19 protein-coding genes, 3 tRNA genes, 3 rRNA genes, 1 other RNA gene and 2 pseudogenes are annotated in these 24,624 nt (G+C 43.2%); 2 read left to right on the top strand and 26 right to left on the bottom strand.

From position 1 onward, the window contains the following. The 8 genes from purC to SK578_RS00370 all read right to left on the bottom strand — a co-directional run bounded on the left by purC (nucleotide 1) and on the right by SK578_RS00370 (nucleotide 8,125). Nucleotides 1–708: a phosphoribosylaminoimidazolesuccinocarboxamide synthase gene (gene purC / locus SK578_RS00405; RefSeq protein ID WP_042749755.1), complete on the bottom strand. Its 708-nt coding sequence runs from the start codon at nucleotides 706–708 to the stop codon at nucleotides 1–3. Between the two features lie 168 nt (nucleotides 709–876). After that, nucleotides 877–2,226, bottom strand: a complete 1,350-nt coding sequence (comB, locus tag SK578_RS00400; protein WP_042749752.1) for a competence pheromone export protein ComB — start codon at nucleotides 2,224–2,226, stop codon at nucleotides 877–879. Nucleotides 2,227–2,238: 12 nt separating this feature from the next. Continuing rightward, complete coding sequence (comA, locus tag SK578_RS00395; RefSeq protein ID WP_042749750.1) at nucleotides 2,239–4,392, bottom strand: peptide cleavage/export ABC transporter ComA; 2,154 nt, start codon at nucleotides 4,390–4,392, stop codon at nucleotides 2,239–2,241. A 157-nt stretch (nucleotides 4,393–4,549) separates the two neighbouring features. Beyond that, on the bottom strand, nucleotides 4,550–4,738 hold the full coding sequence (locus SK578_RS11125; protein ID WP_004269957.1) for a hypothetical protein: 189 nt from the start codon (nucleotides 4,736–4,738) through the stop codon (nucleotides 4,550–4,552). A 219-nt stretch (nucleotides 4,739–4,957) separates the two neighbouring features. Next, a complete protein-coding gene (locus SK578_RS00385; protein WP_004269958.1) occupies nucleotides 4,958–5,194 on the bottom strand; it encodes an acyl carrier protein in 237 nt (78 codons plus the stop codon). A 5-nt stretch (nucleotides 5,195–5,199) separates the two neighbouring features. Then, complete coding sequence (gene plsX / locus SK578_RS00380) at nucleotides 5,200–6,192, bottom strand: phosphate acyltransferase PlsX (RefSeq protein WP_042749748.1); 993 nt, start codon at nucleotides 6,190–6,192, stop codon at nucleotides 5,200–5,202. Continuing rightward, nucleotides 6,189–6,959, bottom strand: a complete 771-nt coding sequence (gene recO, locus SK578_RS00375; protein WP_042749746.1) for a DNA repair protein RecO — start codon at nucleotides 6,957–6,959, stop codon at nucleotides 6,189–6,191. The genes plsX and recO overlap by 4 nt, the downstream gene beginning before the upstream one ends. Further along, nucleotides 6,956–8,125, bottom strand: coding sequence for a pyridoxal phosphate-dependent aminotransferase (locus SK578_RS00370; protein WP_042749745.1), 1,170 nt, complete (start codon nucleotides 8,123–8,125; stop codon nucleotides 6,956–6,958). Before SK578_RS00370 ends, recO begins: the two co-directional genes overlap by 4 nt. Nucleotides 8,126–8,273: 148 nt before the next feature. On the opposite strand from SK578_RS00370, the gene SK578_RS00365 reads away from it, so the two are divergent. After that, nucleotides 8,274–9,284: a YeiH family protein gene (locus SK578_RS00365; RefSeq protein ID WP_042749743.1), complete on the top strand. Its 1,011-nt coding sequence runs from the start codon at nucleotides 8,274–8,276 to the stop codon at nucleotides 9,282–9,284. 174 nt (nucleotides 9,285–9,458) lie between these two features. Here the strand turns inward: SK578_RS00365 and SK578_RS00355 are convergent, their stop codons facing one another. From SK578_RS00355 to SK578_RS10785, 12 genes and pseudogenes are all read right to left on the bottom strand, one after another. Next, nucleotides 9,459–9,896 (bottom strand): CoA-binding protein, encoded by a 438-nt coding sequence (locus SK578_RS00355; RefSeq protein ID WP_042749741.1) that lies wholly within the window; start codon nucleotides 9,894–9,896, stop codon nucleotides 9,459–9,461. A 117-nt stretch (nucleotides 9,897–10,013) separates the two neighbouring features. Continuing rightward, the gene (locus tag SK578_RS00350) at nucleotides 10,014–10,982 is read right to left on the bottom strand and encodes a ribose-phosphate diphosphokinase (RefSeq protein ID WP_033682853.1); all 969 of its coding nucleotides are present in this window, start codon (nucleotides 10,980–10,982) and stop codon (nucleotides 10,014–10,016) included. A 145-nt stretch (nucleotides 10,983–11,127) separates the two neighbouring features. After that, nucleotides 11,128–11,943: a PrsW family intramembrane metalloprotease gene (locus SK578_RS00345; protein ID WP_042749739.1), complete on the bottom strand. Its 816-nt coding sequence runs from the start codon at nucleotides 11,941–11,943 to the stop codon at nucleotides 11,128–11,130. 24 nt (nucleotides 11,944–11,967) lie between these two features. After that, nucleotides 11,968–12,465 (bottom strand): beta-class carbonic anhydrase, encoded by a 498-nt coding sequence (locus tag SK578_RS00340; protein WP_004236873.1) that lies wholly within the window; start codon nucleotides 12,463–12,465, stop codon nucleotides 11,968–11,970. A 72-nt stretch (nucleotides 12,466–12,537) separates the two neighbouring features. Then, a complete protein-coding gene (radA, locus tag SK578_RS00335) occupies nucleotides 12,538–13,899 on the bottom strand; it encodes a DNA repair protein RadA (RefSeq protein ID WP_080709924.1) in 1,362 nt (453 codons plus the stop codon). 13 nt (nucleotides 13,900–13,912) lie between these two features. Beyond that, nucleotides 13,913–14,479, bottom strand: a complete 567-nt coding sequence (locus SK578_RS00330; protein WP_161683507.1) for a histidine phosphatase family protein — start codon at nucleotides 14,477–14,479, stop codon at nucleotides 13,913–13,915. Further along, complete coding sequence (locus tag SK578_RS00325; RefSeq protein WP_042749732.1) at nucleotides 14,430–14,873, bottom strand: dUTP diphosphatase; 444 nt, start codon at nucleotides 14,871–14,873, stop codon at nucleotides 14,430–14,432. Before SK578_RS00325 ends, SK578_RS00330 begins: the two co-directional genes overlap by 50 nt. A gap of 58 nt (nucleotides 14,874–14,931) precedes the next feature. Continuing rightward, an RNA gene (gene ffs / locus SK578_RS10320) (signal recognition particle sRNA small type) lies at nucleotides 14,932–15,028 on the bottom strand. Between the two features lie 32 nt (nucleotides 15,029–15,060). After that, the gene (tadA, locus tag SK578_RS00320) at nucleotides 15,061–15,528 is read right to left on the bottom strand and encodes a tRNA adenosine(34) deaminase TadA (RefSeq protein ID WP_042749731.1); all 468 of its coding nucleotides are present in this window, start codon (nucleotides 15,526–15,528) and stop codon (nucleotides 15,061–15,063) included. Between the two features lie 199 nt (nucleotides 15,529–15,727). Beyond that, entirely contained in the window at nucleotides 15,728–17,014 is a 1,287-nt protein-coding gene (locus SK578_RS00315; protein ID WP_001832534.1) for an adenylosuccinate synthase, read from the bottom strand. A 230-nt stretch (nucleotides 17,015–17,244) separates the two neighbouring features. Continuing rightward, nucleotides 17,245–17,481: a sigma(X)-activator ComW gene (gene comW / locus SK578_RS00310; protein WP_042749729.1), complete on the bottom strand. Its 237-nt coding sequence runs from the start codon at nucleotides 17,479–17,481 to the stop codon at nucleotides 17,245–17,247. A 242-nt stretch (nucleotides 17,482–17,723) separates the two neighbouring features. Next, nucleotides 17,724–19,018, bottom strand: a pseudogene (locus tag SK578_RS10785) (IS3 family transposase); the annotation flags it as partial. 93 nt (nucleotides 19,019–19,111) lie between these two features. Between SK578_RS10785 and SK578_RS10305 the strand changes: the two are divergent. Further along, nucleotides 19,112–19,242: pseudogene (locus SK578_RS10305) on the top strand (ISL3 family transposase); the annotation flags it as partial. A gap of 95 nt (nucleotides 19,243–19,337) precedes the next feature. Here the strand turns inward: SK578_RS10305 and SK578_RS00290 are convergent. The 6 genes from SK578_RS00290 to SK578_RS00265 all read right to left on the bottom strand — a co-directional run bounded on the left by SK578_RS00290 (nucleotide 19,338) and on the right by SK578_RS00265 (nucleotide 24,616). Beyond that, a tRNA-Asn gene (locus SK578_RS00290) sits at nucleotides 19,338–19,411 on the bottom strand. 5 nt (nucleotides 19,412–19,416) lie between these two features. Beyond that, a 5S ribosomal RNA gene (gene rrf, locus SK578_RS00285) occupies nucleotides 19,417–19,532 on the bottom strand. A 76-nt stretch (nucleotides 19,533–19,608) separates the two neighbouring features. After that, nucleotides 19,609–22,509: ribosomal RNA gene (locus SK578_RS00280) — 23S ribosomal RNA — on the bottom strand. A gap of 124 nt (nucleotides 22,510–22,633) precedes the next feature. Further along, a tRNA-Ala gene (locus SK578_RS00275) sits at nucleotides 22,634–22,706 on the bottom strand. Between the two features lie 51 nt (nucleotides 22,707–22,757). After that, nucleotides 22,758–24,303 (bottom strand): 16S ribosomal RNA (locus SK578_RS00270). Together the 16S, 23S and 5S rRNA genes with 3 tRNA genes alongside form the textbook arrangement of a ribosomal RNA operon. 241 nt (nucleotides 24,304–24,544) lie before the next feature. Further along, nucleotides 24,545–24,616, bottom strand: a tRNA-Glu gene (locus tag SK578_RS00265). Nucleotides 24,617–24,624: the final 8 nt, after the last annotated feature.

Here is a 24,624-nt window from a genome sequence, read left to right as displayed (position 1 = left end):
TTATTTCAATTCCTGCAACTTTTCCCAAACAATCTCATAAACGTCTGTTAGTTCTCCCAATCCTCTACGGAAAACATCCTTATCCATGTGGTTGCCATCCGCATCCCACAAGCGGCAGTTATCTGGTGAAAATTCGTCTGCCAAGATAATCTTGCCATCCTTATCAAAACCGAACTCTAGCTTAAAGTCAATCAACTTAAGCCCAATCTCAGCAAACCAGGCCTTCAAAAGTTCATTGATTCGACGAGTTTCTTCCTTCAAGTAGGAAATCTGCTGGTCATCCGCAATCTGTAGGAATTTCACATGCTCATCATTGATGAATGGATCATCCAAATCATCATTTTTGTAGTAAAATTCAACAATCGGAGTCTCAAATGCGATTCCTTCGTCTACGCCAAAACGTTTTGAAAAGGAACCAGCCGTGTAGTTGCGTAGCACGACTTCCAAAGGAATGATTTCCACCTTTTTATTGAGTTGTTCCGTGTCTGAAATTTTCTCCACAAAGTGAGTCTCCACACCAGCCGCATTTAATTTCTCAAAAATAAAAGATGAAATCTGATTATTCAACACTCCCTTGCCCGCAATCTGCTCCTTCTTAACACCATTGAAAGCAGTCGCCTGGTCCTTGTAAGTTGAAATAATAAGATTTTCATCCTCAGTTGTATAGATATCTTTAGCTTTTCCCGAATAGATCAATTGTTTTGACATTTTAAAGTTCGCCTTTCGTATTACTTGAGCACATTCTACCATAAAAAACCTAAAATTACAAGAATTTAACCGAATAAATAGAACAATAATCTCAAAAAACGTAAAGAAAAAACTGCAAGAAGCATCTTTCTCACAGTTTTAAAATCATTTAACTCTAAAACACGAACATTACTCTTTGTTCAAAAATTGATCCAAATAATAGCGCAGATAACTTTTCTTACCTGTAATCATCTGCAGGCGACCTTCCACCCCATATCGAAGCTTTTCAACCTGCTCAGAAGTTAGATTAGTCTCCGCCTCAATTTTAAAGAAATTCCCTTTTTCAGTCTTAGTAGCTGTAGCATCGATGCTTGTAATAGTAGAATCTAGGAAAAGTTGGTTCTTGGCATCATGAGTCGTCGTATAGCGAACAGAATCACCGACCTTGATCCTTGCTACATCTTTTGAACTTAGATAAGCTGTAAGTTTGGCTTTCCCTTCTTTTTCCAAGGATGGATAGAGTTGGGCTAGTAGGGTACCTTCTGCTACCATGGTAGAATCACTGATCTCAGGATTAAGATGAAGCACCCCATCCTCACTCGCCGTAATTTTCCCCTTGTCTAAAAGATTTCCCTGTACCTTCTTACCTGACTCTGCCTCCAAGATTTTCTGGTCTAGAAGGGTCAATTCCTGACCGACCTTAGCCAAATGTTGGGATTTAAGGGACTCTAATTGATTGCTTAAGCCTGACGCATAGGCTTGCTGGGTACCTGAACCTGCATACTGGACACGGTAAGTAGCAAGACTGGATTCTAACTGAGAAAGCTGTGCTTCAACCTGCGCAACAGCCTGAGATTTAGCTTGAGGATTTTCCTCGCCCTGAGACTTATAAGACTGGTAGAGAGAGTAGGCTAGATTCTGACTGGCCAAGGAAGCACCTGTTTCAATAGCTGACTTAGCTGTCTGGTAATCGCGAATTTTAGCCTCTGTTTGGCTGATTAGGTTGCCGATTTCAGCTTGGGTTTGACTAGCTGCTGCATTCTGGGACGCGATGGTCTCATTTTGTTGCGATGTACTAGCCCTAAGACTGCTTGCTTGACTGATGTAGTCGCGAAAGGTGGCTTGGTAGCCAAATTTATCCTCCTCTGGAAAGTGGTTCTCCCCTTCTTGCAGACTTTTTTGCAAATACTCCAATTGCTTTTTTTGATCCTTAAGCATGTCCAACTGACTAGCATAGGCCTCCGCTTGGACACCCTCTGCCCCTTCTTGATATTGAACCAACAGTTCTCCCTTTTTAACCAGCTTATTTTCTTCCAAATGATTGACAAGAATGCGATTGTTGCTAGTTGACTGGATACTTGCAAGGATACGACTAGGCTCGACAGTAGCTCTAGTAGACAAACTCATCTCCTTCTCTGCCAAAGTTGCAAAGCCAAACAAAAACACAAGCAGAAGGGACATGGGTACAATCACCCGACTGGAAAAATTATGGTAACGACGATTATAAAACTCCGCACTTTCTAAAAATTCTGGTTTCATCCTCTCCTCTTTCTAGCTATTGACCAAATGGGCGTAAAAGCCACCCTGTGCAAGCAAATCAGCATGCTTTCCTTCTTCGACAATCTTGCCCTGATCCAAGACAACAACTTTCTCTGTCCGCTCAGCAATGCTCAAGCGGTGAGCAATGAAAATCAAGGTCTTGTCTAAAGCCATAAGATTATCGACAATCCGCTTCTCTGTCAAAATATCCAAACTGCTAGTTGCCTCATCCAAAATCAAGACCGGCGCATCTGTCAAGAGAGCACGCGCCAGAGCGATTCTCTGACGTTGACCACCTGAAATCCCTGCTCCATCCGAAGTCAATTCTGTCTGGTAATTCAGTGGCATCCGCTCGATATCCTCCCGAATCTCTGCCAATTCGACCGCCCGTAAGATATCTTCCTGTGTCGTCCCCTCCTTGGCTCCAAGGAGAAGATTCTCCAAAATCGTTCCGTTAAAGACATAGGGCTGTTGAGGCAGATAGTTGATATACTGGCGCAGGGCTTTTTTATCAATCTGATTGAGATTGACACCACCCAGACTAATCTCTCCTTGACTTGGGTCGTAAAAATTAACCATCATCTTAGCTAAGGTCGTCTTACCTGACCCCGAAATCCCCACAAAAGCCACCTTAGAGCCTTGGGGAATAGTCAAATTGATATCTGACAAGACATCTCGACCATAGCCATACTTGTAATGAACCTGCTTGAAGGTCATATCTCCCTTCATCAAGCTCAGATCCTCAACTGTTTTCTTCTCATCAAACTCAGAAGCTACCAGATAAACCTCATTTAGACGTTTATTGGCAACCTGCGCTGTCTGAAGCTTAGTTTGCAGGTTGATGATATTCTCCAAAGGATTAGTAAAGTAAACCAGCAAGGTATTATAGGTAATCAACTGCCCCAAACTCATCTTGCCATCCATGACCAGAACAGCCCCCATCCAGAGAATGCCGACATTGAGCAAGAGATGGGCAACCTTTTTCAGAGCCTTTTGCTGACTCTCTGCTCGACTATAGGTAAAGGATTTTTTCAGATAATCCACAAATTCCTTGTCAATCTTTTGGTAACGCTGACTTTCACTGGTCAAGGACTTGATAGTTTCAATACCATTGATGTCCTCAATGATAGAAGAAGACAGAACCGCATTGGCTTCCATGGTATCCCGATTCATCTTTTCAAACGGCTTCATAAAGGCAAAGATAATCACTGTGTAGATAGGGAGCGCCAATAAAGTCATGAAAAAGAGATTGGTATTTTGTGAAAATAAAACAAGGGAAATAATGACAACCGTTGATACATCTAGGAAAATCGAAAGGATGGTCGAAGCCAGCGCATCAATGATACTGTTAGCATCCGTGAAACGAGACACGATTTCCCCTGTACGACGTGTCGCAAAAAAGGACATAGGCAGGTGAAAAACATGCTTGATGTAGGACAAAATCACATCAATCGATAAACGTTGCCCCAAAACAAGTAAGAGATACTCCTGAGCGTAAGACAAGATTTGCTGGAGAATATAGACGATAACCAGCCCAATAGAAATAATCCCAAGCGTCGAACGCATCTGATCTGGCACATAGGTATCAATGATAGACTGCAGATAATAAGAACCCACAATGTTAATCAAGGTTACCAAGAGTGTTGCCAAAACGATATTGGCAATCAAGCCACGCTGCTTCACTAATATAGGGATAAAAGAGAGCAGACCATTCTTTTGATCCTTATGAGGCTTGTAGTCTGGACTAGGTGCCATAAAAAGAGTCACTCCTGTCCATTCTTCCTCAAAACGCTCACGTGGCAGTTTAGTCAACTTCACCCCGGGATCTGGATCGGCAATATGAATTCTATCCTTATCCTGCCCAGTCACCACATAGTAGTGGAGCAATTTTCCTTCCTTAAGCACATGGGCAACAAAAGGAAAGGTCAAATCTGGCAAGTCAAAGAGCGTCATATCTGCCTTGATAGCTCGCGTCTCAAATCCAATCTCCTCTGCCACCTTGACCAAGCCCAAAGCCGTCGTCCCATCCATGGTCGTCTTGGCCAATTCTCGCAAGTGAGCCAAAGAATAATAGCTACCATAGTAGCCACAAACCATGGCTAATGAAGCTACACCGCAGTCCATCTGATCCACCTGCGGACGATAGTGACGTTTCCCAAATTTCATCTTCATCTCCTTTTTCCTAAACTCATCTGATAACAACTATCTTACCCCAATCCCCAAACAAAAACTGGACTTCCTTCCCAAATGCACCTATCTCCCTCCCAACTGTACTTTTAAGATAAAAAATAGGTAGAACAAACATTCTACCTAAAATATATATTTATTTCTTTTTCTTCCTAATTCTTTTGTCAATCATATATACAACGATAATCGAAAACAGCGGTGGTACAATATAACTCTTTTCACTCATTGTCAGCTGAAATCCCAGGGTTGCTAGTATCTTAAAGATGAAAATATTCATCAAAAATAGAAAAACAAATACTAAAAAATATCCTACAACCTTCTTCATTTCTTTTCTTCAACTTTCCTAATTTCTATAACTATTTTATCAAAAATATATGTAAAACTCCAAATAAATACCTCAACTGCACTTTCTTGGCAAAAAAATAGGCAGAACAAGCGCCCTGCCTAAAATATATATTTATAAAGATTAAAATGTAGATAATTGTCAAATAGGATATTTATATACATTCTTAGCAACATGCAACTCCTCTTATCTTGCTTCTTGCTATTCTTTACGTTTGACGACTTCTACCACATCCCCTACACTTTGGAGTTGGTCAATTTCCTCATCGCTGATTTCGATATTAAATTCATCTTCCAGTGTCAAGATAAACTCCATCAAATCAACTGAGTCAGCATCCAAGTCGTCTTTCAGACTCAAGGATTCTGTCACGACAAAGTCTTCTCCCTGTCGCTCTTGGATAATGGTCACAATACGGTCAAAAATTTCTTTTTCTGTCATCTCTTTTATTCTCCTGAAAATTCACGCGCAGTCTTGACAACTACGTCTGTTTCTAACATGGTACGAATCTGGCGAATCGTACTATAAACAGCCTTGGCATCGCTTGAGCCATGAGTCTTGACAACCGGTGCCTTGACACCAAACAAGACTGCTCCACCAACATCTGAGTAGTTGAGCTGTTTTTTCAAACCTCTGAGGCTGTCCTTGAGAAGGAGGGCGCCTAGTTTCGCTCGGAGACCACCACCAGTGATGGAGTTCTTGAGCAAGCCCATGATTCCCATAGCTGTCCCTTCAATGGATTTGAGCACAGCGTTTCCCGTGAAACCATCTGCCACAACAACATCTGCAACGCCATTCATCAAATCACGCGCTTCCACGTTTCCGATAAAGTTTAAACTTTCATCAGCCACCAGTAATTCATAGGTTTCCTTACGAAGCGGGTCGCCCTTACTACTCTCTGTTCCGTTATTGAGCAAGCCAACACGTGGTTGCGCAATTCCACGAACATTTTTAGCATAGAAGGATCCTAGAACCGCGTATTGATGGAGGTGCTGGGCTGTATTTTCCGCATTAGCACCGAGGTCTAGCATGTCAAAACCTTTCCCATCAATAGTCGGCAAGGTTGACATAAGCCCTGGTCGGTCGATATTCTTGATACGACCCACGATGAAAAATCCTGCTGCTAGTAAAGCACCTGTATTTCCTGCGGAAAGAACAGCATCTGCTTCACCCTCTTTGACAGCCTTGGCCGCCAAGACCATACTGGCATTTTTCTTCTTCCGAATAGCTCTCGTAGGTTCATCGTCTGAATCAATCTTCTCATCCGTATGGATAATGCTGACGCGCTCTGTCGCTGTCAGATATTGCTTGATTTTATCTTCATCTCCATAGAGTTGAACCTCGATATCTGAAAAGTCAGCTAGGGCTTGATTGACTCCCTCAACGATAGCCTGAGGTGCGTAATCTCCCCCCATAGCATCTACTGCAATTTTTTTCATTTCTTTTCCTCTTTTAGTAATTGTCCCCAGTCTGCTAGGGAATCAATAAATTTCTTTGATTTTAGGTGAATCCCAACGTACTCTTCGTAGAGTTGATCCATAAATTGGCGTAACTCTTGCTTGATTTCAGGCTTGAGCGAAATGGTCTCCAAAGACTCAAAATCAATAGCTTGAAATTGATTGAGCAGATAAGGGATATTGGGATTTAGATGGCAACGTCTCTCATCCTCATGATAATGATCTGGACAGAGACAGGCTCCATATTTGAAAGAAAAATCAAAAGCCTGACCGACCCGATGACAAAAGACACACTCATTAAAATTGAGACTAATACCAAATCGGGTCAAGATTTGGATTTCGAAAATATTGGTCAAGACTTGATAATCCAAGCCAGCTTCCATCAACTCCAAAGTTTTTTGCAAAAAAGCAAACAAGGGAGCATCCTGCTGATTGTCCTGCAAACTAGCATCTGCAAGAGCCGCTACATAGGTCGCATAGGCCATGACAAAGAGGTCACTATTAATCTTGGGAAAGGTCATCACCTCATGATAGTCCTCAATGTAGCTAAGCCCGTCATCATTGATTCGTAAGAGAAATCGAGCCAGCACCAAGGGCTGAATAACCGGCGCCAGCTTAGACTGACCAGCGTGTTTGACGAAAAACATCCGCTTTCCAGCCTGCTCTGTAAAAATCTTGACTAACTTGTCATCCTCACGAAAATTGCGATTGTAGAGCACCAAGCCTTGACTCGTGATAGACTGAATCATGCTTCTCTCATGTACTCCTCAAGTCGTTTCATGGCTTCTTCGATAGTCTCCATGCTAGCCGCATAAGACAGGCGAACATAACCTTCTCCATAACTCCCAAAGGCAGCACCAGGGATAAAGGCAACAGCCTTCTTCTGAGCAAAATCTTTCAGAAAGGCAAAGGAGTCTTGATTGTAACCCGCTGGAATCTTAGCAAAGATATAGAAGGCACCGTCTGGTTTGATAATCTCAAAACCAAGAGCAGTCATTTTCTCGATAATATAATCCCGACGCTGGATGTATTCCTTCTTCATAGGTTCCGCATCGTTTTTACCAGCTGTCAAGGCCTCTACCGCAGCATGTTGAGCCATGGTATTTGCGGCAGTCACCAAGTACTGGTGACTCTTAATCAACTGAGCTGTAAAGGCTGCAGGAGCGAAAATCAGTCCCAAACGCCATCCTGTCATGGCATGTGATTTAGATAGACCATTGATAATAATAGCCTGATCTCTCAACATAGTTCCCAGAGATACATGGGCTTCGCCTGTGTAGGTCAATTCTGAGTAAACCTCATCACAGACAACAAAAATTTCGTACTTGCGTAAAACAGCTGCCAAGGCCTCCAATTGTTCCCGACTGTAGGTAATTCCTGTCGGATTGGCTGGATAGTTGAGAATAACCGCCTTGAGCTTATCTCCCTGCTCCAAAATGGCCTTCTCCAACATTTCAGGAGTCAAGACAAATCCATTTTCATTTGTATCAATCTCGACAACCTCTGCCCCAACTAGATTGACAATTGGTTCATAACCCGGATAAGCAGGAGCTGGCAAGAGCACCTTGTCTCCCTCTTCCAAAATAGCAGTCAAAGTAGCAGATAAAGCCTCTGTCGCCCCAATTGTAACCAAGATTTCATTTTCAGGAGCATAGTCCAGTTGGTACTTTTCCTTAACAAAGTCACTGGCCGCCTGACGTAGAGTCAGCAGGCCACTCATCCCTGTATAGTAGGATTGGTTCTGATCAATCGCTCGCTTGGCCGCCTCCTTGACATGGTCTGGCGTTGTAAAATCAGGTTCCCCCAAGGTCAAACGCAAGATCCCAGGAATCTCCGAAATAGCTTGATCAAACTGACGAATCAACGAAACTTGAATCTTATCTAACTGTTTATTAAAGCGCTTAGTTAAGTCCATAGATACCTCCTACTTTCAAAACGTATCTCTATTATACTACAAAAGCCCCCCGACCGCAAAAATACATTAGAGAATAGCTTTCCACTTTCTATTTTACTTTTCCTCTTTACAGGTCTATAATGGTAACAGATTCTATTTGGAGGTTTTTATGTCATTTCTATCAAAAAATGGAGCAGGCATCTTGGCCTGCCTTCTCATTTCCATCCTATCTTGGTACTTAGGAGGATTCTTCCCTGTTATTGGCGCGCCTGTCTTTGCAATTTTCATAGGCATGCTTCTCCATCCCTTTCTCTCGCCTTATAAACAACTGGATGCTGGATTGACCTTTAGTTCCAAGAAATTGCTCCAGTATGCCGTTATCTTGCTTGGTTTTGGTCTCAATATCTCGCAAGTCTTCGCAGTCGGACAATCTTCACTCCCTGTCATCCTTTCCACCATTTCAATTGCCTTGATTGTTGCCTACCTCTTCCAGCGCTTCTTTGCACTGGACACAAAACTGGCTACCTTGATTGGAGTAGGTTCTTCTATCTGTGGGGGTTCTGCCATTGCGGCGACAGCGCCCGTTATCCATGCTAAGGAAAAGGAAGTAGCCCAAGCCATCTCCGTTATCTTTTTCTTCAATGTCCTTGCTGCACTTATCTTTCCAACGCTAGGAACCTGGCTTCATCTATCCAATGACGGCTTCGCCCTCTTTGCAGGAACTGCGGTCAATGATACTTCCTCTGTAACAGCCACAGCTAGCGCCTGGGACAGTCTCTATCAGACCAATACCCTCGAATCCGCAACCATTGTCAAACTCACACGTACTCTAGCTATTATCCCCATCACTCTCTTTCTCTCCTACTGGCAAAGTCGCGAGCAAAAAAATAAGCAAGGCTTACAACTGAAAAAAGTCTTCCCACTTTTTATCCTTTACTTTATCCTCGCATCTCTCCTAACCACCCTACTGACCTCTCTCGGTGTGTCCAGTAGTTTCTTTACCCCACTCAAACGACTTTCCAAATTCCTCATTATCATGGCCATGAGTGCTATCGGACTCAAAACAAATCTGGTCGCTATGGTCAAATCCAGCGGAAAATCCATTGTTCTCGGAGCCATCTGCTGGATAGCCATCATTCTCACCAGTCTTGGTATGCAGACCCTTATCGGCATTTTCTAATACTCTGCGAAAATCTCTTCAAACCACGTCAACGTCGCCTTGCCGTAGGTATGTGACTGACTTCGTCAGTTCTATCTGCAACCTCAAAACAGTGTTTTGAGCAGCCTGCGGCTAGTTTGCTCTTTGATTTTCATTGAGTATAACACAAAAGGTAGCCCACCAGCTACCTTTTTCTTATACTTCCTCAATCAAGCGTGTATGTTCTCTCTTGATGCAACGATTCATCACGATGTCATCGCATCCACCAGCACGCAAGATTTCTTCCGCCTCTAGATTTTCAAGTCCTAGCTGTGCCCAAAAAATCTTGGCATCAGCCTTGAGAAAATCACACGCCACATCTGGCAAAAACTCACTGCGACGGTAAACATTAACAATATCTACAGGAAAAGGAATCTCTGCTAGGCTAGCATAAGCCTTTTCACCCAAAATTTCACCACCTGCCGCCTTGGGATTGACTGGGATGATTTTATAACCCCGAGCCTGCATTTCCTTGGTCACTCGATTGCTAGTTGTTTCTTCACGGTCTGATAACCCCACTACAGCAAGGGTTTTACTCGTTGCGAGATACTGACGAATCACACCATCACTTGGATTGATAAATTCTTGACTCATAGAAATCCTCCTTTTTCATCAGTATAGCATATTTTGAAAAGGCTTGCAGATTTTGGCTACAAAAAAGCTCCTAGCAGTTCACTTCTGCTAGGAGTATGTTTTATTCTAAGTGAAAACTTAAATCTTTTTCTCAATACTGAAAAGTGGAGAAAGTGGGCGTTTTTCATGAATACGTACAATAGCATCCCCTAGGAGATGAGCGATTGAAATCTGCTCAATCTTATCAATCAAACGCTCTTCTGGCAGATAGATGGTATCCAAAACAACCAATTTCTTAATAGCTGATTTTTGGATATTGTCCATAGCAGGACCAGAAAGAACTGGGTGCGTACAGCTTGCATATACTTCAACAGCACCAGCTTCTGCAAGAGCATCTGCCGCATGACAAATCGTTCCAGCAGTATCAATCATATCATCAATCAAGATACAAGTCTTGCCTTCGACCTTACCGATGATGTTCATGACTTCACTGGTATTCATCTTATCAACACTGCGACGTTTGTCGATGATAGCGATAGATGTTTTCAAAAACTCAGCCAACTTACGAGCACGAGTCACTCCTCCATGGTCTGGGCTGACAACCACATAGTCAGAACCAACCATGCCACGACGCTCAAAATAATCCGCAATCAGAGGAGCTCCCATCAAATGATCCACAGGAATATCAAAGAATCCTTGAATCTGCGCAGCATGCAAGTCGATGGTCAATAAACGATCCACTCCAGCTACTTCAAGCATATTTGCGACAAGTTTTGATGTGATTGGCTCACGCGCTCTCGCCTTTCTATCCTGACGTGCATACCCATAGTAAGGCATGACAACATTGACAGATTCTGCACTCGCACGCTTCAAAGCATCCACCATAATCAAAATTTCAAGCAGATTGTCATTTACAGGCGAACTAGTTGATTGTAGGATAAAGACGTGTTTCCCACGGATTGATTCTTCAATGTTAACCTGAATCTCTCCATCTGAAAATTGGCGAACACTTGATTTCCCCAACTCTATCCCAATCTCCTGCGCCACACGTTTTGCCAATTCTTGATTAGAAGAAAGGGCAAACAGCTTTAAATCAGAAAAAGACATGATTTCCTCCGGTATATATGTATCGCTTGTGCTTTTCACAAGATTTTTCCATTTACCATTGTAGCGCTTTTTGCACTATTTTTCAATCAAAAATAAAAGAAGGGCACCATATTTGTACCCTTGCATCATTCTTTTAAAAAATATTCTAGTTCATCAACTCATTGTGCTTCTCAACAAAGCGATAAGCCTGATAAAAACCATAGAGAGTAATAGCCATAACCACTGGAATCGCTAAAGGCAACTCTGTCTCTAATTCCACAAAAGGGGAGTTAAACAAGAAATGAGTTCCCAAGGCTAAAGCTAGGAAAATAAGCCCCTGTTTCTTGCCAACCTTCTGCCCTTTATAGGCTCTGTAAAGCAAGTAAACACCCACTACAGCTAGACCTGAAAAAGTCCAGTGAGAGGCAATTCCTGAGATGATACGCTCTAAAATTCTCGAAATAGTAAAGTCAAATCCTTCTGGCAAATCCGTACGAATGTAGCCAATATCCTCAATCATTTGAAATCCCAAACCAGAAGCAATCCCTAGTAAAAACAAAGATTTTAATTTTCGGACAGGAATCAAAGCTAAAACAAAGACAAGTGGCAACAATTTCAAGGGTTCTTCTACCAAAGGAGCCACAATAGCACTTTCAAAGGCATTTAAAAATGTACTATCTGGGAAAAGAACGCCCAGCAAATCATGGATATAGGTATTAGCAAAGCTAGACAACCAGCCTGAAAGGAACATCCCTCCCAATAAAGACAGAATCAAGGCCTTCTTTGGCAATTCCCATTTTTTCCCAATACGGAAAAGGAAATAAAGAGCCGGAATCATGTAAAAGAGAGCTAGAAAGATAGAAACTCCCATTAGACCATATTCCGCAGCTGACATCGAACCGTCCGTATAGTAGATGGTTTCATATTGTAAACCAATACATAGCAATAAGATAAAAATAAATAAAATGCTGTTTTTCTTCATACACTTTCTTTCTAAATGAAGTGTTTATAATTCTACGACTGTCATACTTCCTGTATCCACATCGTAAATAGCACCAGAGATAATGACATCGTCTGGTATTAGGGGAGACTCGATAAGAAGTTGCATGTCCTCGCGTACACTCTCCTCTATATCTTGGAAGGGCAAGAAGTCCTGATCTGACACATCGACACCTAGTTCCTCTTTCAGATACTCCTGAAAAGAGCCATTTTCAAAAGTCTGAGCACCACAGTCTGTATGGTGTAACACCACAATCTCTCTTGTCCCCATCTGTTGCTGGGAAATAACCAGCGAACGAATCATGTCCTCAGTCACTCGACCACCTGCATTCCGCAAGATATGAGCATCCCCAAGTGCCAATCCCAAAGCTTGCGCCACGTGCAAACGTGAGTCCATACAGGTCACAATAGCTACTCTTGTTTTGGGTTTAAGTGGCAAATTTAACTGCCCATGTAGGGCAACATAAGCCTGATTGGCTTGCATAAACTGTTCAAAATACGACACGATTCCCTCCTTAAAAATTTGATAGTCAAATATTTCTCCTATCTTATCATTTTTAAGAGGATTTGTCACGGATTATGCAAAGACCTTTTTCAAAACTTCCTGAATCGTTGTTACTCCAATGACCTGAATTTCCTTAGGCGGAGTGATTCCTGTCAAGGAATTTTTCGGTACATAGATTTTTGTAAATCCAAGCTTAGCAGCTTCATTGATGCGTTGCTCGATACGATTCACACGTCGAATTTCTCCTGTCAAGCCCAATTCTCCGACAAAACATTCCTGAGGATTAGTTTGCTTGTCTTTATAGCTCGAAGCAATAGCAACTGCAACGGCCAAGTCAATGGCAGGTTCATCCAATTTGACACCGCCAGCAGATTTAAGATAAGCATCCTGATTTTGCAAGAGAAGACCTGCACGCTTTTCCAAAACAGCCATAATCAAGCTAGCACGATTAAAATCAAGTCCTGTCGTCGTACGTTTGGCATTTCCAAACATGGTCGGTGTTACCAAAGCCTGAACCTCCGCTAAAATTGGACGCGTCCCTTCCATGGTCACAACGATTGATGAGCCAGTCGCTCCATCCAAACGCTCTTCTAGGAAAACTTGACTCGGATTGAGAACCTCAACCAAACCGCCCGACTGCATCTCAAAAATCCCAATCTCATTGGTAGAACCAAAACGGTTTTTGACCGCTCTCAGAATACGAAAGGTATGGTGACGCTCCCCTTCAAAGTAAAGCACCGTATCCACCATATGCTCCAACATTCTCGGCCCAGCCAAGGTTCCTTCCTTGGTCACATGACCTACGATAAAGATGGCAATGTTATTAGTTTTGGCCAGTTGCATAAGCTCAGCCGTCACCTCACGCACTTGAGAAACAGACCCCTGCACCCCTGAAATCTCAGGAGACATAATAGTCTGAATGGAGTCAATAATGAGGAAGTCTGGCTGGATTCTTTCTACCTCAGTTCGAACACTCTGCATATTGGTCTCTGCATAGAGATAAAACGCGCTATCAATATCTCCCAAGCGCTCTGCTCGTAGCTTAATCTGCTGGGCAGACTCCTCCCCACTGACATAGAGAACCGTTCCCACTTGAGACAACTGGGTTGAGACTTGTAGGAGAAGCGTTGATTTCCCGATTCCAGGATCCCCACCTATGAGGACGAGACTTCCTGGTACCACTCCGCCTCCAAGTACACGGTTAAATTCCTCCATCTCTGTCTTGGTTCGGTTAACATTGATGGAAGTCACCTCAGCCAGTTTCATGGGCTTGGTTTTCTCACCTGTTAAGGATACACGCGCATTCTTGACCTCAGCAACCTCAACCTCTTCTACAAAAGAAGACCAAGACCCACAGTTAGGGCAACGCCCCAGATATTTAGGGGAATTATAGCCACAATTTTGACATACAAATGTCGCTTTTTTCTTTGCGATGATAAACCTCTTTCTATATCTCTATCTCACACTCAATTACTTGGCAAAAATCAATCTTCTCATTTGGCACAAACTGCCGTATCAGCATACGATGGGCTACCACTAGTACTGTCTGGGAGTCTCGGTACTTAGCCATGCATTCTAGAAAACGAGACTTCATCTCCGTAGCTGTCTCATATTGAATAGGACTATTAGGAAGTAACTCCCCCTTATTTTCTAGAAACATAGTACGAGCTTTTTCAAAATTATCTGTACCACTTTCATAGACCTGCCATTCATGCAATAAAGGCTCTACTCTCAAAGGAAGTCCAGTAACACAAGCCACATAAGAAGCCGTTTCTAAAGCTCTTGTGACTGCAGAAGATACGACTATTTCAGCTGAAGAGAGTAAAGGATTGATGCTCAGTTCCTGAGCTTGCTGCCGTCCCTCCTCAGACAAGGGTGCCAAATCTATCCCAAATCCCGTATAGGAACGCTCCTCTAACTCACGATAATCTGGTTCCCCGTGACGTACAAAGATAATCTTCATCCTAGTTCCCTGTCGAACCAAAACCACCAGTCCGCACGCCGTCTGCCTCATCTCCATCTGCTATTAAAAATGGTGCAAAAACAGCCTGGACAACACGTTCTCCAACTTCAAGAACAACCTCTTGATCTGTGATATTCTTCATCTGCGCAAAAATATGCCCTTCATTTCCTGGATTTCCATAATAATCCCCATCAATAACCCCAACTGAGTTGATTAACACCAAACCCTTTTTACGAGGGTTTGAAGAACGATCATAAAGATAGAGGACCTCCGTCGGTTGCATATAAGCCTTAACCCCTGTAGGAACCAAGACAATCTCTCCTGGTGCAATCACCGTACGTTCCGCCACCTTTAAATCATAACCAGCAGCATGCGCCGTCTCACGCTTTGGCAGTAAATTTTCATCTGTAAAACTAGAAACCAATTCAAAACCACGAATTTTCATCATCTTCTCTTTTCTATTATCATTTATTCTAAATTATTCTAACCTATTTATTCGGAAAAAGCACGAAAAAAAAGAGCACACAATTCAATTCGCTTAGGGCTGCTGGATTCCTCCCCTGACCCGCTTCACGCAGAACTGTTGCTCCACTATTCATTATATCACATTCCACTAAAATTTGAAAGAGAAATTATTTTTTACGGCGATTTCTAAAAAAGTCCTGCATAATGCCTGCACATTCACCTTCCAAAATTCCTGTTTCAACTTCTACACGATGATTGAGCCGCTCATCTGTCAAGATATCATAGAGGCTCCCCGCAGCACCAAATTTCTGATTCTTAGCCCCATAGACCACGTTTGGAATACGGGCGAGTCCAATCGCACCACTACACATGACACACGGCTCAATAGTCACAAAAAGCGTGCAATCCAGCAAGCGCCAGCTCTCCTCACTCAGGTTCGCATTCTCTATGGCCATAATCTCCGCATGCATAACCGCTCGCTGCAGTTCCTCACGCGCATTATGCCCACGGCCAATGATTTCTCCGTCCTTGACAATCACACAACCAATTGGAATTTCATCGTGTTCAATAGCAATCTCAGCCTCTCTCAAAGCTTCCCTCATAAAGACTTCTTTTTCTTCAACTGTATAATTCATCAATTTCCCTTTTACTACTTATCGATTTTATTATTATATCATGAATCCCAAGACAAAAAAAGCCACCGAATGCGGTGACTTTATAGGGAGATTATTATGAAAAAGAAAAGTTTAGGATATTTGTTACAACAAGTTAGGAGGTCTTCTTGTAACTGTCTATAGTATACCCTACCTATCTTAAACAAATCTTAAAAATCTCTTAGGACCAAACACTTTCTAAAATATTTGTTTGTTCACGACCAGGACCTACTGAGAAAGTAGAAATACGAACGCCAACCAATTCACTCACACGACGAACATAGTTACGCGCATTCTCAGGAAGATCTTCCAAATTACGAACTCCGGTAATATCTTCTGACCAACCTGGCAACTCTTCATAGATAGGCTTGCAACGTTTCAATTGCTCAAGACTAGCTGGATAGTAGTCAATACGTTGACCATCCAGATCATAGGCCACACAGATTTTCACTGTATCTAAACCACTCAAAACATCGATAGAGTTCAATGAAAGGTTAGTAATACCAGAAACACGACGGCTATGACGCATCACAACTGAGTCAAACCAACCCACACGACGTGGACGACCAGTTGTTGTACCATATTCATGACCAACTTCACGAATACGTTCTCCCACTTCATCAAACAACTCAGTTGGGAAAGGACCGTCTCCTACACGACTCGTATAGGCTTTACATACACCTACAACCTTGTCAATCTTACTTGGACCAACACCAGAACCAATCGTAACACCACCAGCCACAGGGTTTGATGACGTAACAAATGGATAAGTACCTTGGTCGATATCTAGCATAACACCTTGTGCACCTTCAAAAAGCACACGTTTACCGTTATCAAGTGCATCATTCAAAATGACAGATGTATCTGTCACATACTTCTTGATTTGTTGACCATATTCGTAATACTCTTCAAAAATATCATCGAAAGCAATCGCTTTACTGTCATACAATTTTTCAAAGAGACGATTCTTTTCAGCAAGGTTACGTTCTAAACGCTCACGGAAAATATCTTTATCCAAAAGATCTGCGATACGAATCCCAACACGAGCAGCCTTGTCCATATAAGCTGGACCAATCCCCTTGATTGTAGTACCAATCTTATTGTCGCCCTTAGCTTCTTCTTGCAAACGGTCTAACTCGATATGATAAGGCAAAATAACATGCGCGCGATCAGAAATACGCAAGTTATCAGTTGTCACACCCTCCTCATGAAGATAGCTCAACTCTTTTACAAGAGATTTAGGATTTACAACCATTCCGTTACCAATAACAGAAATTTTTTCAGGGAAGAAAATCCCGGATGGAATCAAGTGCAACTTAAATTTCTTACCATCAATCACAATTGTGTGACCTGCATTATCACCACCTTGGTAACGTGCAATCACTTCTGCATTCGCTGAAAGGAAGTCTGTAATCTTCCCTTTACCTTCATCACCCCATTGGGTACCTACAACAACAACTGAAGTCATAATCTTGTCTGAGCCCTCAGGCTCTTCCTTTCTCACATACATGGCAGGACTCTCACCTGCAATTATATCTTACAATTTATTATAAGAAAAAATCGCCTTTTTATCAAGAAGAAACAATAGAAAGATTTGCTATTTCCAACTATTAAAAAATGTTTTAGAAAAAATTCCGGCTATTTATCATTATTTTTCCACAAAAAGTTAAATTTGTTCGGAAATTAACGCATGCTGTCTCAACAAGCAACAAAACCTTGTTTCATTATCAATTTTTCAAGATACAAACGATAAGCAACACGATAATGGTAAACAATAAAATCCCGATAGCTCACAATACGATATCGGACAAGATAATAAATCAAAAACTTAAAATGAGAATGTTCCCAGTCAAAATGATCTCCGAAGAACGTACCATACTCTTCTTCAGTATTTCTATAAAAATCCGTCATCTGCTCATAAATCTTTTGTAACATAAGCCTATACCCCTTTACTTTTTATAAGCTTATTCTAACAAAAAATTTTACACATTCACTATCAATTCCTGAATTGCTTAAAAACCAACCTCAAAAAGATAACAAATAGGAAAAGTTGACAGAATATGAACAAATTTACTACCTAAATTAGACTATTATAGACCTTATTAACTGTGTTAAATACTAAAAGAGACTGAGGTAAAAATCTTAAATTGAGAAAAACGCATAGCATCAGATTGTACTGACCCCAATCTGTATTGCACAGGGCTAAGCCCTTTTAGTTTTACCTTAATTCGTTTATTGTTGTAGTAATCAATATAGTCTAGAATGGCTTGTTCCAATTGCTAAGCGACTGAAATGACTTCTCATAACCATAAAACATCTCCGATTTCAGAATGCCAAAAAAGGACTCCATCATACCGTTGTCTTGGCTGTTACCTTTACGTGACATGGATGCTTGAATTCCCTTACTCTCTAGGAACCGATGGTAAGAATCGTGTTGGTATTGCCAACCTTGGTCACTATGGAGAATCGTATTCTCGTAGTGCTTCTCTGTGAAGGCCTGTTCCAACATGGTTTTTACTTGTGTTAAGTTGGGTGAAGTTGAAAAATTATGGGCAATAATTTCGCTATTAAAGCCATCTAAAACTGGTGATAAGTAAAGCTTTTGAGTACTTGCTGGAATGGCAAATTCTGTCACATCTGTGTAGCACTTTTCCATTGTTTTAGAGCCTTCAAATTGACGTTGAATGAGATTATCTGCCTTCTTACCATGAGAAGAATATTTTCGTTTCTGTCGCATTTTAGCTTGTAAATTGAGTACTTTCATCAAACGTTGAACTCTTTTCTGATTTACCAGATAACCACGGTTTCTTAGTTCTAAATGAATCCGACGATAACCATAATTTCCCTTGTGTTCGATAAAAATAGATTGAATTTCAGCTTTAAGCTCTTGGTCCTTATCTGGTTTGTCTAGCTGTTTCAAGTGATAGTAGTAAGTCGAACGAGCTAGTTTAATGGCTTTTAGAAGAATATCTAACGAAAACTCAGTCATTAATTCTTGAACAATTTCTGTCTTTCTTCTTTCTCTTTTTTCTCCTTCAATCGGAGTTCTATCAACTTTTTTAGGATGGCATTCTCCGCTCTCAGGTACTCATTTTCTGCTTGAAGACGTTCTAATTCTGTCCTCTCTTCAGGTCTCTTTTTTGGCTTACGTCCCATTTTAGGTACTCTCCCTCTTGTTTTCTCAACAATAGTATACCCGTTTTTCTTGTATTGTGCTAGCCAGTTAAGAAGTATCGTACGACTTGGGAGGCCGTATTCAAGAGAAACTCTATCTTTAGTCCAGCTTCATGTAAGACTTTATGAATCATTTCTTGTTTTAAACCAGGAGAATAGTAACGATTTTTTCCTTTTTTGACGAACTCTATTCCGTAACGATCAATCAATTTAATCATGTATCTAAGATTAGAATTGTTTATCCCAAATTTATTTGAAAGCTTCTCTAGCTATATCCTTATTTTCTAAGTTCATAGATCTAAACTTTATCATCATATGTTAATTTCATAATAAAAACACCCCAAAAGTTAGATTTTTTCTGTCTAACTTTTGGGGTGCAGCTCAAAATTAGATTTTTCAGACTGTTTTTAAAATCTTTCTCAAGGACAAATATAAAATCGTCAACACTTTGAAAACTTCAAAAAAAGTATTTTCATCGCTCTAAACATCAAAAAAGAAAGGACGAAATTTGTCCTTTCTAGATATTATCTTTTCTTCAATCCACTACAGTTGACAGAGAGCCTATTTTTATGTTCACGAAAATAAAAAAAGAGGACTAAACCTCTCTTAATTAACTACTCCGCCAGTAGGACTCGAACCTACGACATCATGATTAACAGTCATGCGCTACTACCAACTGAGCTATGGCGGAATAAAGCTAAGCGACTTCCATATCTCACAGGGGGCAACCCCCAACTACTTCCGGCGTTCTAGGGCTTAACTTCTGTGTTCGGCATGGGTACAGGTGTATCTCCTAGGCTATCGTCACTTAACTCTGAGTAATACCTACTCAAAATTGAATATCTATTCAAACCAAGAAAACCTCTCGCTTTCATATTCTCAGTTACTTTGGATAAGTCCTCGAGCTATTAGTATTAGTCCGCTACATGTGTCGCCACACTTCCACTTCTAACCTATCTACCTGATCATCTCTCAGGGCTCTTACTGATATAAAATCATGGGAAATCTCATCTTGAGGTGGGTTTCACACTTAGATGCTTTCAGCGTTTATCCCTTCCCTACATAGCTACCCAGCGATGCCTTTGGCAAGACAACTGGTACACCAGCGGTAAGTCCACTCTGGTCCTCTCGTACTAGGAGCAGATCCTCTCAAATTTCCTACGCCCGCGACGGATAGGGACCGAACTGTCTCACGACGTTCTGAACCCAGCTCGCGTGCCGCTTTAATGGGCGAACAGCCCAACCCTTGGGACCGACTACAGCCCCAGGATGCGACGAGCCGACATCGAGGTGCCAAACCTCCCCGTCGATGTGAACTCTTGGGGGAGATAAGCCTGTTATCCCCAGGGTAGCTTTTATCCGTTGAGCGATGGCCCTTCCATACGGAACCACCGGATCACTAAGCCCGACTTTCGTCCCTGCTCGAGTTGTAGCTCTCGCAGTCAAGCTCCCTTATACCTTTACACTCTGCGAATGATTTCCAACCATTCTGAGGGAACCTTTGGGCGCCTCCGTTACCTTTTAGGAGGCGACCGCCCCAGTCAAACTGCCCGTCAGACACTGTCTCCGATAGGGATCACCTATCCGGGTTAGAGTGGCCATAACACAAGGGTAGTATCCCAACAACGTCTCCTTCGAAACTGGCGTCCCGATCTCTTAGACTCCTACCTATCCTGTACATGTGGTACAGACACTCAATATCAAACTGCAGTAAAGCTCCATGGGGTCTTTCCGTCCTGTCGCGGGTAACCTGCATCTTCACAGGTACTAAAATTTCACCGAGTCTCTCGTTGAGACAGTGCCCAAATCATTACGCCTTTCGTGCGGGTCGGAACTTACCCGACAAGGAATTTCGCTACCTTAGGACCGTTATAGTTACGGCCGCCGTTTACTGGGGCTTCAATTCATACCTTCGCTTACGCTAAGCACTCCTCTTAACCTTCCAGCACCGGGCAGGCGTCACCCCCTATACATCATCTTACGATTTAGCAGAGAGCTGTGTTTTTGATAAACAGTTGCTTGGGCCTATTCACTGCGGCTGACGTAAAGTCAGCACCCCTTCTCCCGAAGTTACGGGGTCATTTTGCCGAGTTCCTTAACGAGAGTTCTCTCGCTCACCTGAGGCTACTCGCCTCGACTACCTGTGTCGGTTTGCGGTACGGGTAGAGTATGTTTAAACGCTAGAAGCTTTTCTTGGCAGTGTGACGTCACTAACTTCGCTACTAAACTTCGCTCCCCATCACAGCTCAATGTTACAGATATAAGCATTTGACTCATATCACACCTCACTGCTTAGACAGACTCTTCCAATCGTCTGCTTTAGTTAGCCTACTGCGTCCCTCCATCACTACATACTCTAGTACAGGAATATCAACCTGTTGTCCATCGGATACACCTTTCGGTCTCTCCTTAGGTCCCGACTAACCCAGGGCGGACGAGCCTTCCCCTGGAAACCTTAGTCTTACGGTGGACAGGATTCTCACCTGTCTTTCGCTACTCATACCGGCATTCTCACTTCTATGCGTTCCAGCACTCCTCACGGTACACCTTCATCACACATAGAACGCTCTCCTACCATACCTATAAAGGTATCCACAGCTTCGGTAAATTGTTTTAGCCCCGGTACATTTTCGGCGCAGGGTCACTCGACTAGTGAGCTATTACGCACTCTTTGAATGAATAGCTGCTTCTAAGCTAACATCCTAGTTGTCTGTGCAACCCCACATCCTTTTCCACTTAACAATTATTTTGGGACCTTAGCTGGTGGTCTGGGCTGTTTCCCTTTCGACTACGGATCTTAGCACTCGCAGTCTGACTGCCGACCATAATTCATTGGCATTCGGAGTTTATCTGAGATTGGTAATCCGGGATGGACCCCTCACCCAAACAGTGCTCTACCTCCAAGAATCTTAATGTCGACGCTAGCCCTAAAGCTATTTCGGAGAGAACCAGCTATCTCCAAGTTCGTTTGGAATTTCTCCGCTACCCACAAGTCATCCAAGCACTTTTCAACGTGCCCTGGTTCGGTCCTCCAGTGCGTCTTACCGCACCTTCAACCTGCTCATGGGTAGGTCACATGGTTTCGGGTCTACGTCATGATACTAAGGCGCCCTATTCAGACTCGGTTTCCCTACGGCTCCGTCTCTTCAACTTAACCTCGCATCATAACGTAACTCGCCGGTTCATTCTACAAAAGGCACGCTCTCACCCATTAACGGGCTCGAACTTGTTGTAGGCACACGGTTTCAGGTTCTATTTCACTCCCCTCCCGGGGTGCTTTTCACCTTTCCCTCACGGTACTGGTTCACTATCGGTCACTAGGGAGTATTTAGGGTTGGGAGATGGTCCTCCCAGATTCCGACGGGATTTCACGTGTCCCGCCGTACTCAGGATACTGCTAGGTACAAAGACTATTTTAAATACGAGGCTATTACTCTCTTTGGCTGATCTTCCCAAATCATTCTTCTATAATCCTTGAGTCCACATTGCAGTCCTACAACCCCGAAGAGTAAACTCTTCGGTTTGCCCTCCTGCCGTTTCGCTCGCCGCTACTAAGGCAATCGCTTTTGCTTTCTCTTCCTGCAGCTACTTAGATGTTTCAGTTCACTGCGTCTTCCTCCTCACATCCTTAACAGATGCGGGTAACAGGTAGTACCTGTTGGGTTCCCCCATTCGGAAATCCCTGGATCATCGCTCACTTACAGCTACCCAAGGCATATCGTCGTTTGTCACGTCCTTCTTCGGCTCCTAGTGCCAAGGCATCCACCGTGCGCCCTTATTAACTTAACCTTATTTTTTGACCTTTCAGTCATAAACTCTTATTAATACTACAGCGTTTTCGGTTTATTTTCTTGTTACTATTTGATATAGATATTCAATTTTCAATGTGCATTACTTGGTGATCTCTCACCAATGGAGCCTAGCGGGATCGAACCGCTGACCTCCTGCGTGCAAAGCAGGCGCTCTCCCAGCTGAGCTAAGGCCCCACAAGACCTCTCAAGACTAAACAAGACCAATGCGCAGTTCCTTATCCTTAGAAAGGAGGTGATCCAGCCGCACCTTCCGATACGGCTACCTTGTTACGACTTCACCCCAATCATCTATCCCACCTTAGGCGGCTGGCTCCTTACGGTTACCTCACCGACTTCGGGTGTTACAAACTCTCGTGGTGTGACGGGCGGTGTGTACAAGGCCCGGGAACGTATTCACCGCGGCGTGCTGATCCGCGATTACTAGCGATTCCGACTTCATGTAGGCGAGTTGCAGCCTACAATCCGAACTGAGACTGGCTTTAAGAGATTAGCTTGCCGTCACCGGCTTGCGACTCGTTGTACCAGCCATTGTAGCACGTGTGTAGCCCAGGTCATAAGGGGCATGATGATTTGACGTCATCCCCACCTTCCTCCGGTTTATTACCGGCAGTCTCGCTAGAGTGCCCAACTGAATGATGGCAACTAACAATAGGGGTTGCGCTCGTTGCGGGACTTAACCCAACATCTCACGACACGAGCTGACGACAACCATGCACCACCTGTCACCTCTGTCCCGAAGGAAAGCTCTATCTCTAGAGCGGTCAGAGGGATGTCAAGACCTGGTAAGGTTCTTCGCGTTGCTTCGAATTAAACCACATGCTCCACCGCTTGTGCGGGCCCCCGTCAATTCCTTTGAGTTTCAACCTTGCGGTCGTACTCCCCAGGCGGAGTGCTTAATGCGTTAGCTACGGCACTAAACCCCGGAAAGGGTCTAACACCTAGCACTCATCGTTTACGGCGTGGACTACCAGGGTATCTAATCCTGTTTGCTCCCCACGCTTTCGAGCCTCAGCGTCAGTTACAAGCCAGAGAGCCGCTTTCGCCACCGGTGTTCCTCCATATATCTACGCATTTCACCGCTACACATGGAATTCCACTCTCCCCTCTTGCACTCAAGTTAAACAGTTTCCAAAGCGTACTATGGTTAAGCCACAGCCTTTAACTTCAGACTTATCTAACCGCCTGCGCTCGCTTTACGCCCAATAAATCCGGACAACGCTCGGGACCTACGTATTACCGCGGCTGCTGGCACGTAGTTAGCCGTCCCTTTCTGGTAAGATACCGTCACAGTGTGAACTTTCCACTCTCACACTCGTTCTTCTCTTACAACAGAGCTTTACGATCCGAAAACCTTCTTCACTCACGCGGCGTTGCTCGGTCAGACTTCCGTCCATTGCCGAAGATTCCCTACTGCTGCCTCCCGTAGGAGTCTGGGCCGTGTCTCAGTCCCAGTGTGGCCGATCACCCTCTCAGGTCGGCTATGTATCGTCGCCTTGGTGAGCCGTTACCCCACCAACTAGCTAATACAACGCAGGTCCATCTGGTAGTGATGCAATTGCACCTTTTAAGTAAATGTCATGCAACATCTACTATTATGCGGTATTAGCTATCGTTTCCAATAGTTATCCCCCGCTACCAGGCAGGTTACCTACGCGTTACTCACCCGTTCGCAACTCATCCAGAGAAGCAAGCTCCTCCTTCAGCGTTCTACTTGCATGTATTAGGCACGCCGCCAGCGTTCGTCCTGAGCCAGGATCAAACTCTCATTAAAAGTTTGAGTTCTCACTCATTTCTGTCACTGACAGATTTATTGTTTTTTCATTGTTCAGTACTACAATCTTAGTTGTAGTGCCCTGCACATTGGTTCGTCTTGTTCAGTTTTCAAAGGTCTTTGTCACTCGCTTCTCTCAAGTGACAACTATATTAGTATATCACAGCTGCTTTTTCTTGTCAACACTTTTTTGAAACTTTTTTAATCTTTTTTCATCAAGTGTTCCACCCGCAACATACCATAGTCCGTACGGGATTCGAACCCGTGTTACCGCCGTGAAAAGGCGGTGTCTTAACCCCTTGACCAACGGACCTGAGTTAT

This window comes from Streptococcus mitis, assembly GCF_000722755.1.
GTDB classification, from domain to species: Bacteria; Bacillota; Bacilli; order Lactobacillales; family Streptococcaceae; genus Streptococcus; species Streptococcus mitis_CM.
The sequence above is the reverse complement of the archived record's forward strand: the minus strand, read 5'-3'. Positions and strand labels throughout refer to the sequence as shown.

Bases quoted from the DNA above. Each gene is read 5' to 3' on its own strand.
- tadA (WP_042749731.1), bottom strand. From the start codon at position 15,528: ATGAATTATACAGTTGAAGAAAAAGAAGTCTTTATGAGGGAAGCTTTG.
- SK578_RS00355 (WP_042749741.1), bottom strand. From the start codon at position 9,896: ATGAGTCAAGAATTTATCAATCCAAGTGATGGTGTGATTCGTCAGTAT.
- SK578_RS00330 (WP_161683507.1), bottom strand. From the start codon at position 14,479: ATGAGGCAGACGGCGTGCGGACTGGTGGTTTTGGTTCGACAGGGAACT.
- purC (WP_042749755.1), bottom strand. From the start codon at position 708: ATGTCAAAACAATTGATCTATTCGGGAAAAGCTAAAGATATCTATACA.
- recO (WP_042749746.1), bottom strand. From the start codon at position 6,959: ATGATTCAGTCTATCACGAGTCAAGGCTTGGTGCTCTACAATCGCAAT.
- SK578_RS00325 (WP_042749732.1), bottom strand. From the start codon at position 14,873: ATGAAAATTCGTGGTTTTGAATTGGTTTCTAGTTTTACAGATGAAAAT.
- comB (WP_042749752.1), bottom strand. From the start codon at position 2,226: ATGAAACCAGAATTTTTAGAAAGTGCGGAGTTTTATAATCGTCGTTAC.
- SK578_RS00315 (WP_001832534.1), bottom strand. From the start codon at position 17,014: ATGACTTCAGTTGTTGTTGTAGGTACCCAATGGGGTGATGAAGGTAAA.
- comA (WP_042749750.1), bottom strand. From the start codon at position 4,392: ATGAAATTTGGGAAACGTCACTATCGTCCGCAGGTGGATCAGATGGAC.
- SK578_RS00365 (WP_042749743.1), top strand. From the start codon at position 8,274: ATGTCATTTCTATCAAAAAATGGAGCAGGCATCTTGGCCTGCCTTCTC.
- SK578_RS00350 (WP_033682853.1), bottom strand. From the start codon at position 10,982: ATGTCTTTTTCTGATTTAAAGCTGTTTGCCCTTTCTTCTAATCAAGAA.
- SK578_RS00345 (WP_042749739.1), bottom strand. From the start codon at position 11,943: ATGAAGAAAAACAGCATTTTATTTATTTTTATCTTATTGCTATGTATT.
- SK578_RS00370 (WP_042749745.1), bottom strand. From the start codon at position 8,125: ATGGACTTAACTAAGCGCTTTAATAAACAGTTAGATAAGATTCAAGTT.
- SK578_RS11125 (WP_004269957.1), bottom strand. From the start codon at position 4,738: ATGAAGAAGGTTGTAGGATATTTTTTAGTATTTGTTTTTCTATTTTTG.
- SK578_RS00385 (WP_004269958.1), bottom strand. From the start codon at position 5,194: ATGACAGAAAAAGAAATTTTTGACCGTATTGTGACCATTATCCAAGAG.
- plsX (WP_042749748.1), bottom strand. From the start codon at position 6,192: ATGAAAAAAATTGCAGTAGATGCTATGGGGGGAGATTACGCACCTCAG.
- comW (WP_042749729.1), bottom strand. From the start codon at position 17,481: ATGTTACAAAAGATTTATGAGCAGATGACGGATTTTTATAGAAATACT.